Below are 14,203 nucleotides of genomic sequence, written 5' to 3' on the forward strand. Positions count from 1 at the left end.
CCTCCGGGGCGCGCGGTGCGGCGCCGCGGCGGTGCCGGCGGTCGGGAGTGACGACCTCGCTGCACGCCAGGTCCTCGTCGAAGTGCCGTTCGCCTGCCAGTCGGCACCCCCGCTTGTAGGTGTGCCGTCCGGGCACCGGCAGGTCGACGGCGACGCCCCGCCGGGCGGCGTCGCACAGCAGGTCGACGAAGTCCGCGTGGTCATGGTCCCTCCGTAGGGGCGGAGCGCAGCCGCGCGACGCTGTGCCGGGTCCGGCCCTCCGGGGGCCCTCCGGCGGCCCGGCCCACCGCGATCATGGAGACGACCGCCCGACCGGGCGTCAGCTCCGGCCCGCGGTGAGCCCTTCCAGGTCGAAGGCGCGGAACTGGTGTGCGGCCAGTCCCATCGCCCGGGCCTGCACCGTCAGGTTGGGCGACGGCCTGGCCGAGGCCGGTACGGGCTGGAGCGCCCTGCCAGCAGGGGTGCAGGCCGGCGGGCCGTTCTTGGGGGTGATCCACGTGCGACTCGAACCGCTCCGCTCTCCGGCCGCCCCGGCACGTGGTGCACGGCCGGATCAGCCGGGGTGCCCGGCAGCCGCAGGCAGGAGGCCGCGGGCGGTGAGGACGGGGAGCAGGCCCTCGCCGACCCGGTAGGCCTCCTCCAGGTGGGGCACGCCGGAGAGGATGAACTCGTCGACGCCCAGGCGGTGGTACTCCTCGATCCGGTCGGCGACCTCGGCGTGGCTGCCGACCAGGGCGGTTCCGGCGCCGCCGCGGACCAGGCCGAAGCCGGCCCACAGGTTCGGGTGGACCTCCAGGCGCCCGACCTCGCCGCCGTGCAGCTCGCGCATCCGCCGCTGGCCCTCCGACTCGCTCCGCGCCAGGGCCTCCTGGGTGGCGCGGATCCGTGCCGGGTCCATCCCGGCGAGCAGCCGGTCGGCCTCCGACCAGGCCTCGGCGGAGGTGTCGCGGGTGATGGTGTGCAGCCGGATGCCGAACCGCGGCCGACGCCCGTGCGCGGCGGCCAGCGTCCGGATCCGGTCGATCTTCTCCGCGACCCGGCCGGGGGGCTCGCCCCAGGTGAGGTACACGTCCGCGTGCCGGGCGGCGACCCGCTCGGCCGCCGCCGAGGAACCGCCGAAGTACACCTCCGGCACCGGGTCGGGCAGCCGTTTCAGCCGGGCCCCCTCGACCCGCAGGTGCGGGCCGTCGTGGTCGACCCGCTCGCCGCGCCACAGCCGCCCGGTCACCGACAGGAACTCGTCGGCGCGCGCGTAGCGCCCGTCCTTGTCGAGGAAGTCCCCGTACGCGCGCTGCTCCTCCGACTCGCCGCCGGTGACCACGTTGAGCGCCAGCCGTCCGCCGAAGAGGTTCTGGTACGTGGTCGCCATCTGGGCGGCCAGCGTCGGGGAGACCAGGCCGGGCCGGAACGCCACCAGAAAGGTGAGCCGCTCGGTCAGGCCGGTCAGCATCGCGGTGGTCAGCCAGGCGTCCTCGCACCACGGGCCGGTCGGGGTGAGCGCACCGGCGAAGCCGAGCTGTTCGGCCGCCCGCGCGATCTGCCCGAGGTGGCCGAGGGACGGCGGCCGGTCGGAACCGGCCGTCCCCGGGGTCGAGCCGTGGCCTCCGCCGACCACCTGGCGGCTGTCACCGGTGGTCGGCAGGAACCAGTGCACGCTCAGCGCCACGGACCCTCCCCGGCGCCGGGCGCGAACCCGCCGAAACCGCCGTCGTGGTGCACCAGCGGCTCGCCGCCCTCGGCGTCCGCCGCCAGTACCTCGCCGACCACCAGCAGGTGGTCGCCGACCGGGTGCAGACCGACCCGGCGGGCCGTCAGGCGGGCGGCGGCGCCGTCCAGCAGCGGGGTGCCGTGCGGGCCCGCGGACCACGGGACGCCGGCGAACCGGTCGACGCCGCTGCGGGCGAAGGTCCGGGCCAGCTCCTCCTGCCCCCGGTGCAGGAGGTGCACGGTGAACGCGTCCGCCGCGCGTACCGCGGGCGCCGTGGACGCGGTGGTCGACAGGTAGAAGGAGACCAGGGCGGGTTCGAGGCTCACCGAGGTGAAGGAGGTGGCGGTCAGCCCGACCGGCCCGGCCGGGCCGGCGGCGGTGATCACCACCACGCCGGCGGCGTGCCGGCGCAGGGTGCGGCGGAGCAGCTCGGCCGGCGCGGTGGCGGGCGGCCGTTCGTCGACGGCGGTCATGGGCGGAGTCCTTTCCTCGGACGGACGGTGGGCCCCGGGGCCCGGCCCCCGGAGCGGAGGGCACGGCGGCGTGCGGCGGGCGTGACGGCGGGCGCGGCGGTCGACGGCCGGGGCACCGCGAAGGGGCGGCCGTGAGCGGCGCCGGCCGCGGGGCGGGTGCCTCCGGGCCGGGGCGGGCCCGAAGCGGCGGGCGTGGCGGTCAACGGACCGGGCCCTGCGCGGCGGTGGCCGCGAGCGGCACGAGCAGCGGGGCCGGTGCCTGCGGCTGCCGGTCGTGGCCGGCCCGCAGGGCCTCCAGCCACTGCACCGTGCGGGCGGCGACGCTGCGGTGCGCGGCGTCGTTGAACACGTCGTGGCGGCCGTCGGCGACCCCGACCGCGTCCACCGACGGCAGCCGCCGGGCCAGCGCCCGGAGGGCCTCCGCCGGCGCGACCTGGTCTGCCAGGCCGTGGAAAGCCAGGACGGGGACGGTCGGCCGGGCCGCCGCGGCGGCGGCGACGAGCTCGGCGGCCACCGGGTCGGACAGGGCTCCGGGTCGGAACTCCGGTGACCCGGAGAGCAGTCCGCGGTGCACCGGGCACGCGGTCCGCGCGGACAGCTCGTCGTCCGCCCAGTCCGGTGACGACCCGACGCCCGACGACCCGACGCCCGACGACCCGACGGCCGTGGCCGCCGAGCGGTCCGCGGCGTCCGGCCCGTCGAGCAGGGCCGGGGCGGGGGCCGGTGCCTCACTGCGCGGGGTCGGGAGGCCGGCGAGCAGCAGCCCGTCGGCCGGGACGGCGGTGGCGGTGGCGAGGGCGAGCAGGGCGCCGGTGTCGGAGCCCGCCAGGACCACCGGGCCGCCGTGCCGCTCCCGTTCGTCGGCGGTCAGCACCGCCAGGTCGCGGCCCAGTCGCTCGATCCGCCGGTCGGACCAGGATGCCGGGGACGGGTCGGCTCCTGCTCCGTCGGCCGGGTCGACGTCCCACGCGGTGCGCGGGACGTCCACCGGACCGGCCGGGTGAGCGGTGACCGGGTCGGGGACCACCAGGCGGTAGCCGTCGAAGGCCAGCCGCCGCCCGAACCGGGCGTACACGCCGGGGTGTTCGCCGCGTCCGGGCAGCAGGACCACCGTGCCGCGGACGGCGGTGCCCTCGGCGGGCTCCCACCGCTCCTGGCGGAGCAGCTCGGGTGCGGGCGCGGTCATCGGGCGCCCGCCCCGGCCGGCACGGCGGTGGCGGCAGCGGCGGCGTCGCGGCGGGCGACCTCCGCGCGGACCAGCGGCAGCAGCTCGCGGCCGTAGTCCAGCGCGTCGTCCAGCGGGTCGTAGCCGCGGATCAGCAGCGTGGTCGCGCCGATGTCCACGTAGTCCAGCAGGGCCTGTGCCACCGTCTCCGGGGAGCCGACCAGCGCGGTCGAGTTGCCTGCCGCGCCGGTGGCCCTGGCGGTGGCGGTCCACAGGGCGCGGTCGTGCCGGTCGCCCTTGGCGGCGGCGGCCAGCAGCCGCTGCGAGCCGACGTTCTGCGGCGTGGCGCCGGGACCGACCGGCAGCACGGCGCGCCGTCCGCCGAACGCGTCGCCGCGCCGCTCGATGGTGCCGAGGATGCCCTGCGCCCGCTCCCAGGCCTCCTCGTCGGTGCGGCCGAGGATCGGCCGGAAGGAGACGCTGATGCCCGGGGCGGTGTCGCGTCCGGCGGCCTCCGCGGCGGCCCGGACCCGGGCGATCTGCTCGGCGGTCTCGGCCAGCGGCTCGCCCCACAGCGCGAAGGTGTCGGCGTGCTTGCCGCCCACCCGGTACGCGGCCTCCGAGGAGCCGCCGAAGTACAGCGGGATGCGCGGCTGCTGGACGGGCCGGACCTCGGAGTGGAAGTCCGCCAGCCGGTAGTAGGGGCCGTCGTGGTCGAACGGCGCGTCCTCGGTCCACGCCTTCTTCACCACCGTCAGGTAGTCGTCGGTGCGGGCGTAGCGCTCGTCCTTGCTCAGGTAGTCGCCGTCGCGGCGCTGCTCGGCGTCGTGGCCGCCGGTGATGATGTGGACGGCGACCCGGCCGCCGGAGAACTGGTCGAGGGTGGCGAAGGTGCGGGCGGCGACGGTCGGCGCGAGGAAGCCGGGGCGGTGGGCGACCAGCAGGCCGAGCCGCTCGGTGTTCGCGGCGGCGAACGCCGCGACCTGGTTCGGGTCGGGGCTCGCCGAGGACTGGGCGATCAGGATCCGGTCGAAGCCGGCCTGCTCGTGCGCCCGGGCGAAGCGGCGGGTGTAGTCGACGTCCACCACCGGACCGGTGGCCGGGCGGGTCTCGGAGACGTCGTGGGTGGAGATCATGCCGATGATTTCGACGGGCACGGTGGTTTCCTCACGTGATCGGGACGGGAACTGCCGGGAGAGGTGACGGGAGGTCAGGCGACCGGTCGGGACCGGTCGAGGGCGGTGCGGCCCGCGGTGAGCAGCACCGAGTCGTCCTGCGGGGTGTGGACGCGGGCGCACAGCACGTTCCGCAGGTGGCGTTCGAGCGGGTTGCGGCGGGCCAGGCCGTGGTTGCCGACCAGGGCCACGGCCTGCTGGACGGCGTCGATCGCGGCCCGGGTGGCGAGCACCTTCGCGCCGCCGGCCTCGTCGGCGGCGCCGGGCTCCCCGGCGTCGACGGCCGCGGCGAGGGCGGCCACCAGCCGGTTCGCCCCGGCCAGCGCCACCTCGATCTCGCCGACCGCGGACTGGAAGCGGGCCAGCGTGGCGAGCGGCGCGCCGAGCGCGCTCGGGGTCCGCTCGTGCAGGAAGCCGAGCAGCCAGTCGCGGGCGGCGTCCGCGACGCCCAGGTACAGCGCGGCCAGGCCGAGGCTGTTCCAGACGCCGCCGACCGGGTCGCGCCCGCCGTCGACGCCCGGGTGGGACAGGCCGGCGACGTGGTCCGCCGGCACCGGGACGTCGGTGAACAGCACGTCGTCGCTGCGCGAGGCGCGCAGGCCGAGGTGGTCCCAGACCGGTTCGACGGCGAGGCCCGGACTGCCCGCGCGGACCAGGAACGAACCCACCCGCGGCCGGTCCTCGTCGGTGACGGCCCAGACCAGCAGCCAGTCCAGCAGGTACGCGCCGGTCGAGTAGATCTTGCGGCCGGTCAGCCGCCAGCCGCCGTCGGGCGCCCGGCGCGCGGTCGTCGCGGGCAGGCCGCCGCGGACCGGGCTGCCCAGGTCGGGCTCCACCCGCAGCGCGTTGACCAGGACCGGACGGCGCGCGGACTCGGTGAGCAGTTCGCCCAGCGGGCCCGCCGGCCAGGACGGTGTCCGCGCCTCGGCGGCGTGGGTGAACAGCGTCATCGCGGTGACCAGCGCCACCGCCGGGTCGCCCGCGCCCAGGGCCCGCAGGATCCGTACGGTGTCCGCCAGCCCGGCCTGCGGTCCGCCGTGCCGGGCGGCCACGGTCGCCGTCAACAGGCCTGCCTCGTGGACGAGTTCGAAGTCCCGCAGGGGGAGTTCGGCGTCCCGGTCGTGGGTGGCGGCGCAGGCGGCCAGGGCGCGGGTGAGCTCGGGCAGGCGGTCCAGGGCCGGTGCGGGGAAGGTCGGTGGGGCGGTGGTGGTCATCGGTCGGCCTCCGGGACGGGGGTCGGTGCGCGGATCGGGAGCTCGGGTGCTCGGGCGGTGGGCAGGCGGCGGGTAGGCAGGAGGGGCCGCAGGCGGGCGGGCCGCCCGTACGGCGGTGGGGCCGGTCGGTGGCCGCGGGACCTGACGGATCGTCAGGCGGCGAGCCGGGTACGCCAGTCGGGCGCGTGGTGGCAGGCCGCGGCGCGGTCGGCGGCGGGCGTACGAAACTCCGGTCGAGGCGCGCACGCGGCGTCGGCGAACGGGCAGCGATGGGCGAAGGCGCATCCGGAGGCGGCCGGCGGCCGGGTGGCGGCGGAGCGCAGGACGGCCAGTTCGGCGTGCCGTGCCGGGCCGCCGCCGGGTGCGGAGGCGGCGAGCAGCGCGGTGTACGGGTGCAGCGGGCTGCGCAGCACGGCGTCGGTCGGCCCGCTCTCCACGACCCGGCCCCGGTACAGCACGGCGAGCCGGTCGGCGACGCCGGCGAGCGAGTCCAGGTCGTGCGAGATCAGGACGACGGCGAGGCCGAGTTCGCCGCGCAGCTCGTCGAGCAGCCGCAGCACGTGGTTGCGGCTGGAGGCGTCCAATGCGGACACCGGTTCGTCGGCGAGCAGCAGCCGGGGACGGGTGACGATCGCCCGCGCCAGGGCGACCCGCTGGCGCTGGCCGCCGGAGAGCTGGGCGGGCCGGCGGTCGGCGAGGGCGTGGTCGAGGCCGACCAGGTCGAGCGCGGCGAGCACCCGGTGGCGGCGCTCCTCGACGGGCACCCCGGTGATGGCGAGCGGCTGGCCGACCAGCCGGAGGACGGTCAGGTCGGGGTCCAGGGAGCGCAGCGGGTCCTGGAACATGTACTGGACCGTTCCGGCCCGGCGGGCGTCCCGCAGGGCCCGGCCGCGCAGGGCGGTCCGGTCGAGGCCGTCGACGGTGATGCGCCCGGCGGCGACGGGGGCGAGTCCGACGACGGCCCGCGCCAGGGTGGTCTTCCCGGAGCCGGTCTCGCCGATCACCCCCAGGACCTCCCCGGCCCGCACCGCCAGGTCGACCCCGTCGAGCACCGGAGTCCCCGGTTCGAACGCGACCCGCAGGTCGCGCACGTCGAGCAGCGGATCCTCGGGAGCGGCGACGGACGTGGTCATGGTCTTCTCCCTCCAGCAGGGTTGACGGTTCGTCAGGTGGTGGCCGGGCGCTCGGGCCCGAGGGTGAGCTCGTCCGCGCGGCGGCAGCGGACCGCGCGGCCTTCGCCGCGGGGGAGCAGGGCGACGGGGGCGCCGGTGCACGCCTCGGCGGCGTACTCGCAGCGCGGTGCGAACCGGCAGCCGGTGGGGGCCTCGCCCGGCGCCGGCGGGTGGCCGGGGATGACCGGCAGGGGGCCACGGCGGTGGTCGCCGAGCCCGGCGACCGCCAGCAGCGCCTCGGTGTACGGGTGGGCGGGGGAGGCGACGACCTCGGCGGTGGGGCCGTCCTCGACGACCTCGCCGGCGTAGAACACCAGCAGGCGGTCGGTGACTTCGGCGACCACGGCCAGGTCGTGGCTGACCAGCAGCAGGCCGAGGCCGCGCTCGGTGCGCAGCCGTGCCAGCAGGTCGAGCACCTCGGCCTGGACGACGGTGTCCAGCGCGGTGGTGGCCTCGTCGGCCACCAGCAGGTCCGGGTCGCCGCCGACCGCGATCGCGATCAGGACCCGCTGCAGCATGCCGCCGGACAGCTCGTGCGGGTAGCGGTCGTACACCGCCTCCGGGTCGCGCAGCCCGACCGAGTCGAAGAGCTCGACGGCCCGGCGGCGGGCCTCGGTCCGGTTCAGGCCGCCGTGCGCCCGCAGCGGTTCGGCGAGCTGCCGTCCCACGGTGAGCGACGGGTTGAGGTACGAGCCCGGGTCCTGGAAGACCGCGCCGAGCCGGCTGCCGCGCAGCCGCTGCCAGCCGGGCCCGTCCAGGCCGAGCAGATCGGTGCCGCCGAGGTCGAGCGTGTCGGCGGTGGCGGACACGCCGGCCGCGGGCAGGCCGAGGACGGCGCGGCAGGTCAGCGTCTTGCCGCTGCCGGACTCGCCGACCAGCCCCACGGCTTCCCCGGCGCGGACGGTGAAGGACACCTCCCGCACCGCCTCGGTCCGGCCCCGGCCGACGGTGACCCGCAGACCCTCGACCTCCAGCACGGGCCGCCCGGGTACGGGTTGTCCGGATACGGGGCCTCCGGGTACGGGGCGTTCGGCCGCGGCGGCGGGCCGGGTGTCCAGGTCAGGCGTGGACGTGGTGGCGCTCATGGCTCTCCTCCCTCTCCGTCGTCTTTCGCAGGGCTGACGGCCCGTCGGCGGGGCGCTCGGACCCGCGGCCCCCGGCGGGGTCGGCGCTTCCGGCGGGGTCGGCGTCCTGGAGGGCGTCGGCCAGCAGGTTGAGTGCGCCGACCGTCAGCATGATCAGCGCGGCGGGCAGGGCGGGTGCCCACGGCTGCTGGGCGAGGAAGCCCAGGTCGCCGGCGAGCATGCCGCCCCAGGTCGGCGCGGGCGGTTGGACGCCGATGCCGAGGAAGGTCAGCGAGGCGACCGTGAGCAGGCTGGTGGCCAGCGCGTGCGCGGCCGTGACCGCCACGGTCGGCAGCACCTTGCGCCACACGTGGGTGCGCAGCACCGTCAGCCGTCCCGCACCCATCAGTTCGGCGGCCTCGACGTACTGGGCGCGGTCCAGGCCGAGCGCCGCCGCCCGGGCCACCCGGAAGAACAGCGGGGCGAGCAGCACGCCGAGCGCCAGCATCGCCTGGTGCAGGCCGTTGCCGAGGACGCCGACCGCGGCGATCGCGAACAGCGCGAACGGCAGGGTCATCAGGGCGTCCACCGCGCGCAGCGACAGCCAGGCGAGCGGGGCCGAGAAGCGCACCGAGGCCAGCCCGGGCAGGACGCCCAGCAGCAGCGCCGCGCCGACCGCCTCCACCGCTGCCGCCACCGAGAGGCCGGTGCCGGCCAGCAGCCTGCTCAGCACGTCCCGGCCCAGGTAGTCGGTGCCCAGCAGGTGCTCGGCGCTCGGGCCCCGGAGCAGCTGGGCGGTGTCCTGCGCGAGCGGGTCGAGCGGGGCGAGCCGGCCGCCGAGGACGGCCAGCAGCGCGACCGCGGCCAGCACCGCGAGCGAGAGGGCCACCACCGGGCGGCGCAGCACGGCCCTCACCGCGCACCCGCCGGGGACGGCGCCCTGCGGGCGGCGGGGTTGAGGGCGAGCAGCCCGGCGTCCACGGCCAGGTTGGCGACCAGCACCACCGCGACCGTCACCAGCAGGGTGCCCTGGATCACCGGGACGTCGTGCTGTTCGGCGGCGCGCAGCGACAGCTGGGCGATCCCCGGCAGGTTGAAGATCCGTTCGGTGACCACGGCGCCGCCGATCAGCATCGGCACGCTCATCCCGAGCACGGTGACCGCCGGCCCCGCCGCGTTGCGCAGCACGTGCCCGAAGAGCACCCGCCGCCGGGACAGGCCGCGCATCACCGCGCCGGTCGCGTAGTTCTCCCGCAGCGCGCCGACCAGCGAGGTGCGCAGCTGCCGGGCGATGCCCGCCGCCGCGTCCAGGCTCAGGGCCAGCGCCGGGAGCAGCGCGTACCGCAGCCATTCGGCCGGATCCTGGTCGAGCGGCACGTAGCCGCCGGACGGCAGCAGCCGCAACTGCACGGCGACCAGGGTGATCAGGCCGATCGCGACCACGAACGCGGGCAGCGTGCCCAGCAGCGTGCACAGGGCGGTGACCACCCGGTCCAGGCGCCCGCCGGGGCGCAGCGCGGCGGCGATGCCCGCCGCCGAGCCGAGCAGGACGGCGAACAGCAGAGCCAGCCCGGCCATCGACAGGTCGACCGGCAGGGCGGCCGTGATCGAGTCCGTCACCGGCAGGGTGGTGAACCAGGACCGGCCGAGGTCGCCCTGGACGGCGTGGCCCAGCCAGCTGCCGAACTGCGCCCACAGCGGCCGGTCCAGGCCGAACTCGTGGTCCAGCCGGGCGATGTCGGCCGGCGTCGCGGTCTCGCCGAGCACCGCGGCCGCCGGGTTGGCGTCGGAGACCGCGCCGAGCCCGAAGGTCAGCACGGACGACAGCAGGAACACCGTGACGGCCGACGCCAGCACCCGCCCGGCCGACCGGGGCGTCCGCACCGCGCGGCGGGCCACCCACCCCGCGGCCCGCCCGGCCGGTACGGGGAGCGCCGCCCCGCTCATCCGACCTTCACCCCTTCGAACCGCTGCACCACGGTGAACGCGGGGATCGCCGATACCGAGCGGCGCCGGGCCAGCAGCCGGGGCACGCTGTACAGGAACACGTTCGGCATGGTGCGCACCGCCACCGCGGTCGCCGCCTGCAGCGCCTTCGGGTAGTCCGGCGAGTCCAGCGGGGTGCGCGAGACCTGCTTCACCGCCGCCGCCAGCTCCGGCGGGGTGCTGCGGCCCGGGTTCATCAACCCCTGCTCGCCGAACAGCACCTGGAACGCCTGGGCGGCCGAGTCGCGGCCCGCGAACTGATCGGTGAACAGCGCCTTGGAGTGCTGCACGTAGACGATCTGGGTGGCCTGGGCGGCCGGGATCACCTCGATGTTAGCCCGGATGCCGACCTGCTTCAGCTGCGCCTGCACCTGCTCGGGCAGGCCCTGCGCGGCGGTGGTGGTGAGGGTCAGGTCGACGCCGTCCGGGTGTCCGGCCTTCGCCAGCAGCGCCCGGGCCTTGTCCGGGTCGTAGCGGAACAGGTCCTCGGAGCCCGGGTCGTGGCCGACGTAACCCTTGGGGAAAGGCTGGTAGTTGACCTCGCCATGGCCGAACAGCTGGGTCTTCACCAGCGCTTCGCGGTCGATCGCGAACTTCAGCGCCTCCACCACGTCCGGGTTGTCGAACGGCGCCTTGGTGGTGTTGACGTCCAGCACCGCCACCACCAGCGACGGGATCTCCTGTACCTCCAATCCGGCGGCCTTGGCCGCCTCCACCTGGCTGCCGGGGATCTGCGCGACGTCGAACTGCCCGGACTGCAGCCCGCTGACCACCGTGGCGGCGTCCGGCAGCGGGTAGACCTCGAAGTTCTCCAGCTTGATCGAACCAGCGTCCCAGTACTGCGGATTGCGCTTGAGCACGGCCTTGCTGTTCTGCACGTACGAGACCAGGCTGAACGGGCCGGCGCCGGCGGGCTTGGACGCCAGCGCCGCGGCGTCCACCTCGAACGCCTTCGGGTTCACCACCAGACCGGTCTTGCCCGCCAGCAGGTTCGGCAACTGGTAGTCGGGAGAGCTCAGTTCGAGCACCACGGTGGTGGCGTCCGGCGCCAGCACCTGCTTGACCTGGGTGAGCTGCGGGGCGACCAGCGACTTCGGGTCGGTGCGGCCGCGGTCCAGGCTCTTCTTCACCGCGGTGGCGTCCAGCGGAGAGCCGTCCTCGAAGGCCAGCCCCGGGCGCAGCGTGAACGTCAGACGGGTGCCGTCGGCGTCGTACTTCCAGGAGGCGGCCAGGGCGGGAACGGCCTTCCCGCTCTCGTCGAGCTTGGTCAGACCGGCGTACACCAGGGAGAGCACGTGCACGTCCCAGCCCGCCGAGGAGAACACCGGGTCCCACGAAGTGGGCAGCGCCCAGCCCCACTTGAGGGTTCCGGAGGAGCCGGCCGCGTCGGCCGAGCCGCTCGGCGCGACGGTCGTCCCGCCGCACGCGGCGAGGGCGAGAGCGGCTCCCGCACCGAGTCCGAGGCCGAGGAAGGAGCGTCTGGCAAGGGGCGAGGAGGGCAGGGCGGTGCTGGTCATGGGCGTGCGTCACCTTTCGTGGCGCGGCGGATGCCCGCACGGTCGCCGTCGACGGGGGACGGCGGAGGGCGGGGCACGGCGGCGCGACAGGACACCGGGAAAAGGGGGGGGCGGCGTACGCCGTCACCCGGTCACGGGCGGGGCGGTGCCAGGAGGGAGGAAGCCCGGCACGGCGGCGAGAGCCGGCCGTTCGGCGCGGGGGAACCGCGCTCCGGGGTCCGCGGGCGGCCGTGCCGCCGGCGGAGAAGGGCACTCAGAGACAGAGATCGCTGCTGGTGCGCCGGAAGTCCACGTAGCGGCACACCACGTTGGGGTGCGTCGAAAGCATGGCGTCATCCTGTCGGGCGACGGGGCCCGATGTCAATGGACACCAAAAGGTGTCCCATTGGGTGGGCGGTCGCCGGGTCGCCCCGGCGGGCTGCGAGGAGACGAGAAGGGGGCTAAACACGTTACTGGGAAAGAGAGTTGACGCGTCGCAGGGCGTCCCGTCGAGGATGCGCGGCGACTCGGCCGCTGCCGCGGTGGCACGCCGCCCGGCGGCGCGCAGGGCCCGGTGGCGCGCAGGGCCCGGTGCCGGGCGCGAGCTCCGGGAGGGGCCGGGGAGCTCCGGGTCAGTGGGGATCGCTGAGCAGCGGGGAGACGGCGGCCTCGGCTGCGGACAGGTGGAGCGGTCCGGCGCCGGTGGTCAGCGTCACGGCGCCCGGCGGCGGGCCGTCCGGGGCCTCCGGCGCCGTCAGGCTCCGGTGGCGGTGGAGGAGTTCGGCCGGGTCCGGACGCCCTCGCGGCGCGGACGGCAGGCCGGGGCGGACCGCCCGCGCGGCGGCCAGGTACTCCTCCAGCCCGCGCCAGCCCGGCACCACCCGGCAGCCCGCCGGGCCGTGGAAGGCCACCGTGGGCAGCGCGTACCGGTAGCCGTCCTCGGTCTCCTTTGCCCCGCCGGGATGCGGGCCGTCCCCGCGCAGGCCCACCACCTCGGCGCGCGGCGCCCGGGTCTCCGCACGGTCCCGGGCGACCCGCTCCCGCACCGCGGGCGAGGCCGCCGCGGTCGCGAGCCGGTCCGCGTCCAGGCCGGGCACCCCGTGCAGCGCCGCCGCGATCCGCTCCGGCGTGTCGGCGGGCTCGCCGCGGACGAACGCCGACTCGCGCAGCCGCCGCAGGACGCGCTCGGCCACCTCCGGCCCCTGCTGCTCGGCCGCCGCGGCGGCCAGCGAGGCGGGCCAGCTGCTCGCCGCGACCCACCGCAGCCGCACCGGCCGCGGCGCGCCCGTGTGCCCGGAGACCCTGGCCACGAACCCGGCGTACCAGGCGGTCTCCGCGGCCGGGTCCGGCGCCGGCTCCTCGTCCTCGTCGAACAGGATGCCGAACACCCGGCGGTGGACGGCCACCCCGTCCAGCTCCCGGCGGAGCCGGCGCAGTACCGGCTCCGCCCCCCAGGCCCACGGACAGAACGGGTCGGTGTACTCCACCACCTCCAGGGCGGAGGCCCCGCCGGTCACACCGCCTCCACGGCCAGGCGCGCGGCCGGCCGCCGGGAACGGCGCACCAGGGCCTCGACGGTGGTGCCCGCCAGCACCTCGCCGGCCCGTTCCTCGACCTCGCGCCAGATCCCCGGCAGGGCGTCGGCCGGTCCGGGGTAGGCGAGCCCCGACAGCGGCTCGCCGCGCAGAGTGATCAGCTCGCCGTCCACCGCGCGGACGACGTCCAGCAGGGTGATGTCCGCGGCGGGACGGCCGAGCCAGTAGCCGCCCTCGCAGCCCCGTTGGCTGCGGACCAGGCCGGCCCGGCGCAGGTCGCCGACCACCGACTTCAGGAAGCGGAACGGGATCTCCTGGGAGGAGGCGATCGCCTCGCAGGTGAGCGGACGCTCCGTGTCGCAGGCGAGTTCCACCAGCGCACGGGTGGCGTAGTCCGCCTTCGCGGAAATATGCATACCCCCGAGTATCACCCGGGCCGGACCGCCTTCAAGTGCCACCCCGGGGATGTGGTTTGGGGAGCCGCCCGAAAGGATACCTCTTGACATCCTTTTCCGGACACGCCTAGCGTTCCCCTCGATCCGCGCACCCCGCGACCGCACCCCGCGACCCCCTCGGGGGCCCCGTCTCGCCCGTTCCGCGCGCAGCCCACCACCGGGAGAACCCATGTCCGCCGAGCACCACCGTCCCGCCCCGGCGAGCGACGGGAGCGGGCAGACCTGTGCCGGCGAAGGCTTCCACCCCCACCTCCCCGCGCCGTCCGACACCGCCCCGCTCCGCGCCCGCCTGCACCACATCCGCGCCGACGCCCTCGACGGCGACACCGCGCAGACCGGCGGCATGCGGCGGTTCGCGGCGATCAGCGGAAGCACCGTCGGCTCGGAGAAGCTCTGGATGGGGCAGACCCACGTCGCCCCCGCCACCGCCTCCTCCGACCACCACCACGGCGAGTCGGAGACCGCGATCCACGTGATCAGCGGCCACCCCGAGTTCGTCTTCCTCGACCACTCCTCCGGCGAACCGGAGGAGGTCAGGCTGCGCACCGGTCCGGGCGACTACATCTTCGTCCCGCCGTTCGTCCCGCACCGCGAGGAGAACCCCGACCCCGAGCACGAGGCCGTGGTGGTGATCGCCCGCTCCACCCAGGAGGCGATCGTCGTCAACCTGCCCAGCCTGCACGGCGAGCCGCCCGCCACGCCCTGACGTCCGCCGCCCCGATGCCCGGGGTCCGGCTGCGCCCGTCGAAGATCGCAACGC

At 76.4% G+C, this 14,203-nt stretch carries 13 protein-coding genes; 1 reads left to right on the forward strand and 12 read right to left on the reverse strand.

Annotation, left to right across the window (positions count from 1 at the left end; translation table 11 throughout):
• Positions 1 to 553 precede the first annotated feature (553 nt).
• The 12 genes from ABEB06_RS33415 to ABEB06_RS33470 all read right to left on the reverse strand — a co-directional run bounded on the left by ABEB06_RS33415 (position 554) and on the right by ABEB06_RS33470 (position 13,404).
• Entirely contained in the window at positions 554 to 1,666 is a 1,113-nt protein-coding gene (locus ABEB06_RS33415; protein ID WP_345700656.1) for an LLM class flavin-dependent oxidoreductase, read from the reverse strand.
• A complete protein-coding gene (locus tag ABEB06_RS33420) occupies positions 1,657 to 2,181 on the reverse strand; it encodes a flavin reductase family protein (RefSeq protein WP_345700657.1) in 525 nt (174 codons plus the stop codon). Before ABEB06_RS33420 ends, ABEB06_RS33415 begins: the two co-directional genes overlap by 10 nt.
• A 199-nt stretch (positions 2,182 to 2,380) precedes the next feature.
• Positions 2,381 to 3,367 carry an alpha/beta hydrolase gene (locus ABEB06_RS33425; protein WP_345700658.1) on the reverse strand — a complete coding sequence of 329 codons (987 nt, stop codon included), beginning with the start codon at positions 3,365 to 3,367 and terminating at the stop codon, positions 2,381 to 2,383.
• The gene (locus ABEB06_RS33430) at positions 3,364 to 4,503 is read right to left on the reverse strand and encodes an LLM class flavin-dependent oxidoreductase (protein ID WP_345700659.1); all 1,140 of its coding nucleotides are present in this window, start codon (positions 4,501 to 4,503) and stop codon (positions 3,364 to 3,366) included. The genes ABEB06_RS33425 and ABEB06_RS33430 overlap by 4 nt, the downstream gene beginning before the upstream one ends.
• 53 nt (positions 4,504 to 4,556) lie before the next feature.
• The gene (locus tag ABEB06_RS33435; protein WP_345700660.1) at positions 4,557 to 5,735 is read right to left on the reverse strand and encodes an acyl-CoA dehydrogenase family protein; all 1,179 of its coding nucleotides are present in this window, start codon (positions 5,733 to 5,735) and stop codon (positions 4,557 to 4,559) included.
• 152 nt (positions 5,736 to 5,887) lie between these two features.
• Positions 5,888 to 6,868, reverse strand: a complete 981-nt coding sequence (locus ABEB06_RS33440; RefSeq protein ID WP_345700661.1) for an ABC transporter ATP-binding protein — start codon at positions 6,866 to 6,868, stop codon at positions 5,888 to 5,890.
• A gap of 32 nt (positions 6,869 to 6,900) precedes the next feature.
• Positions 6,901 to 7,992 carry an ABC transporter ATP-binding protein gene (locus ABEB06_RS33445; RefSeq protein WP_345700662.1) on the reverse strand — a complete coding sequence of 364 codons (1,092 nt, stop codon included), beginning with the start codon at positions 7,990 to 7,992 and terminating at the stop codon, positions 6,901 to 6,903.
• Positions 7,967 to 8,878 carry an ABC transporter permease gene (locus tag ABEB06_RS33450; RefSeq protein WP_345700663.1) on the reverse strand — a complete coding sequence of 304 codons (912 nt, stop codon included), beginning with the start codon at positions 8,876 to 8,878 and terminating at the stop codon, positions 7,967 to 7,969. The genes ABEB06_RS33445 and ABEB06_RS33450 overlap by 26 nt, the downstream gene beginning before the upstream one ends.
• A 5-nt stretch (positions 8,879 to 8,883) precedes the next feature.
• Positions 8,884 to 9,918, reverse strand: a complete 1,035-nt coding sequence (locus tag ABEB06_RS33455) for an ABC transporter permease (protein WP_345700664.1) — start codon at positions 9,916 to 9,918, stop codon at positions 8,884 to 8,886.
• Positions 9,915 to 11,474, reverse strand: a complete 1,560-nt coding sequence (locus tag ABEB06_RS33460; protein WP_345700665.1) for an ABC transporter substrate-binding protein — start codon at positions 11,472 to 11,474, stop codon at positions 9,915 to 9,917. The genes ABEB06_RS33455 and ABEB06_RS33460 overlap by 4 nt, the downstream gene beginning before the upstream one ends.
• 611 nt (positions 11,475 to 12,085) lie before the next feature.
• On the reverse strand, positions 12,086 to 12,970 hold the full coding sequence (locus ABEB06_RS33465; protein WP_345700666.1) for a DsbA family oxidoreductase: 885 nt from the start codon (positions 12,968 to 12,970) through the stop codon (positions 12,086 to 12,088).
• Positions 12,967 to 13,404, reverse strand: a complete 438-nt coding sequence (locus tag ABEB06_RS33470; RefSeq protein WP_345700667.1) for an RrF2 family transcriptional regulator — start codon at positions 13,402 to 13,404, stop codon at positions 12,967 to 12,969. The genes ABEB06_RS33465 and ABEB06_RS33470 overlap by 4 nt, the downstream gene beginning before the upstream one ends.
• A 208-nt stretch (positions 13,405 to 13,612) precedes the next feature.
• On the opposite strand from ABEB06_RS33470, the gene ABEB06_RS33475 reads away from it, so the two are divergent.
• On the forward strand, positions 13,613 to 14,149 hold the full coding sequence (locus tag ABEB06_RS33475; RefSeq protein ID WP_345700668.1) for a cupin domain-containing protein: 537 nt from the start codon (positions 13,613 to 13,615) through the stop codon (positions 14,147 to 14,149).
• The last annotated feature ends 54 nt before the right edge of the window (positions 14,150 to 14,203 follow it).

Source organism: Kitasatospora terrestris (assembly GCF_039542905.1).
In the GTDB taxonomy this organism is placed as follows: domain Bacteria; phylum Actinomycetota; class Actinomycetes; order Streptomycetales; family Streptomycetaceae; genus Kitasatospora; species Kitasatospora terrestris.

Coding starts and splice junctions, on each gene's coding strand:
- ABEB06_RS33420 (WP_345700657.1), bottom strand. CDS start 2,181: ATGACCGCCGTCGACGAACGGCCGCCCGCCACCGCGCCGGCCGAGCTG.
- ABEB06_RS33425 (WP_345700658.1), bottom strand. CDS start 3,367: ATGACCGCGCCCGCACCCGAGCTGCTCCGCCAGGAGCGGTGGGAGCCC.
- ABEB06_RS33435 (WP_345700660.1), bottom strand. CDS start 5,735: ATGACCACCACCGCCCCACCGACCTTCCCCGCACCGGCCCTGGACCGC.
- ABEB06_RS33440 (WP_345700661.1), bottom strand. CDS start 6,868: ATGACCACGTCCGTCGCCGCTCCCGAGGATCCGCTGCTCGACGTGCGC.
- ABEB06_RS33445 (WP_345700662.1), bottom strand. CDS start 7,992: ATGAGCGCCACCACGTCCACGCCTGACCTGGACACCCGGCCCGCCGCC.
- ABEB06_RS33455 (WP_345700664.1), bottom strand. CDS start 9,918: ATGAGCGGGGCGGCGCTCCCCGTACCGGCCGGGCGGGCCGCGGGGTGG.
- ABEB06_RS33460 (WP_345700665.1), bottom strand. CDS start 11,474: ATGACCAGCACCGCCCTGCCCTCCTCGCCCCTTGCCAGACGCTCCTTC.
- ABEB06_RS33470 (WP_345700667.1), bottom strand. CDS start 13,404: ATGCATATTTCCGCGAAGGCGGACTACGCCACCCGTGCGCTGGTGGAA.
- ABEB06_RS33475 (WP_345700668.1), top strand. CDS start 13,613: ATGTCCGCCGAGCACCACCGTCCCGCCCCGGCGAGCGACGGGAGCGGG.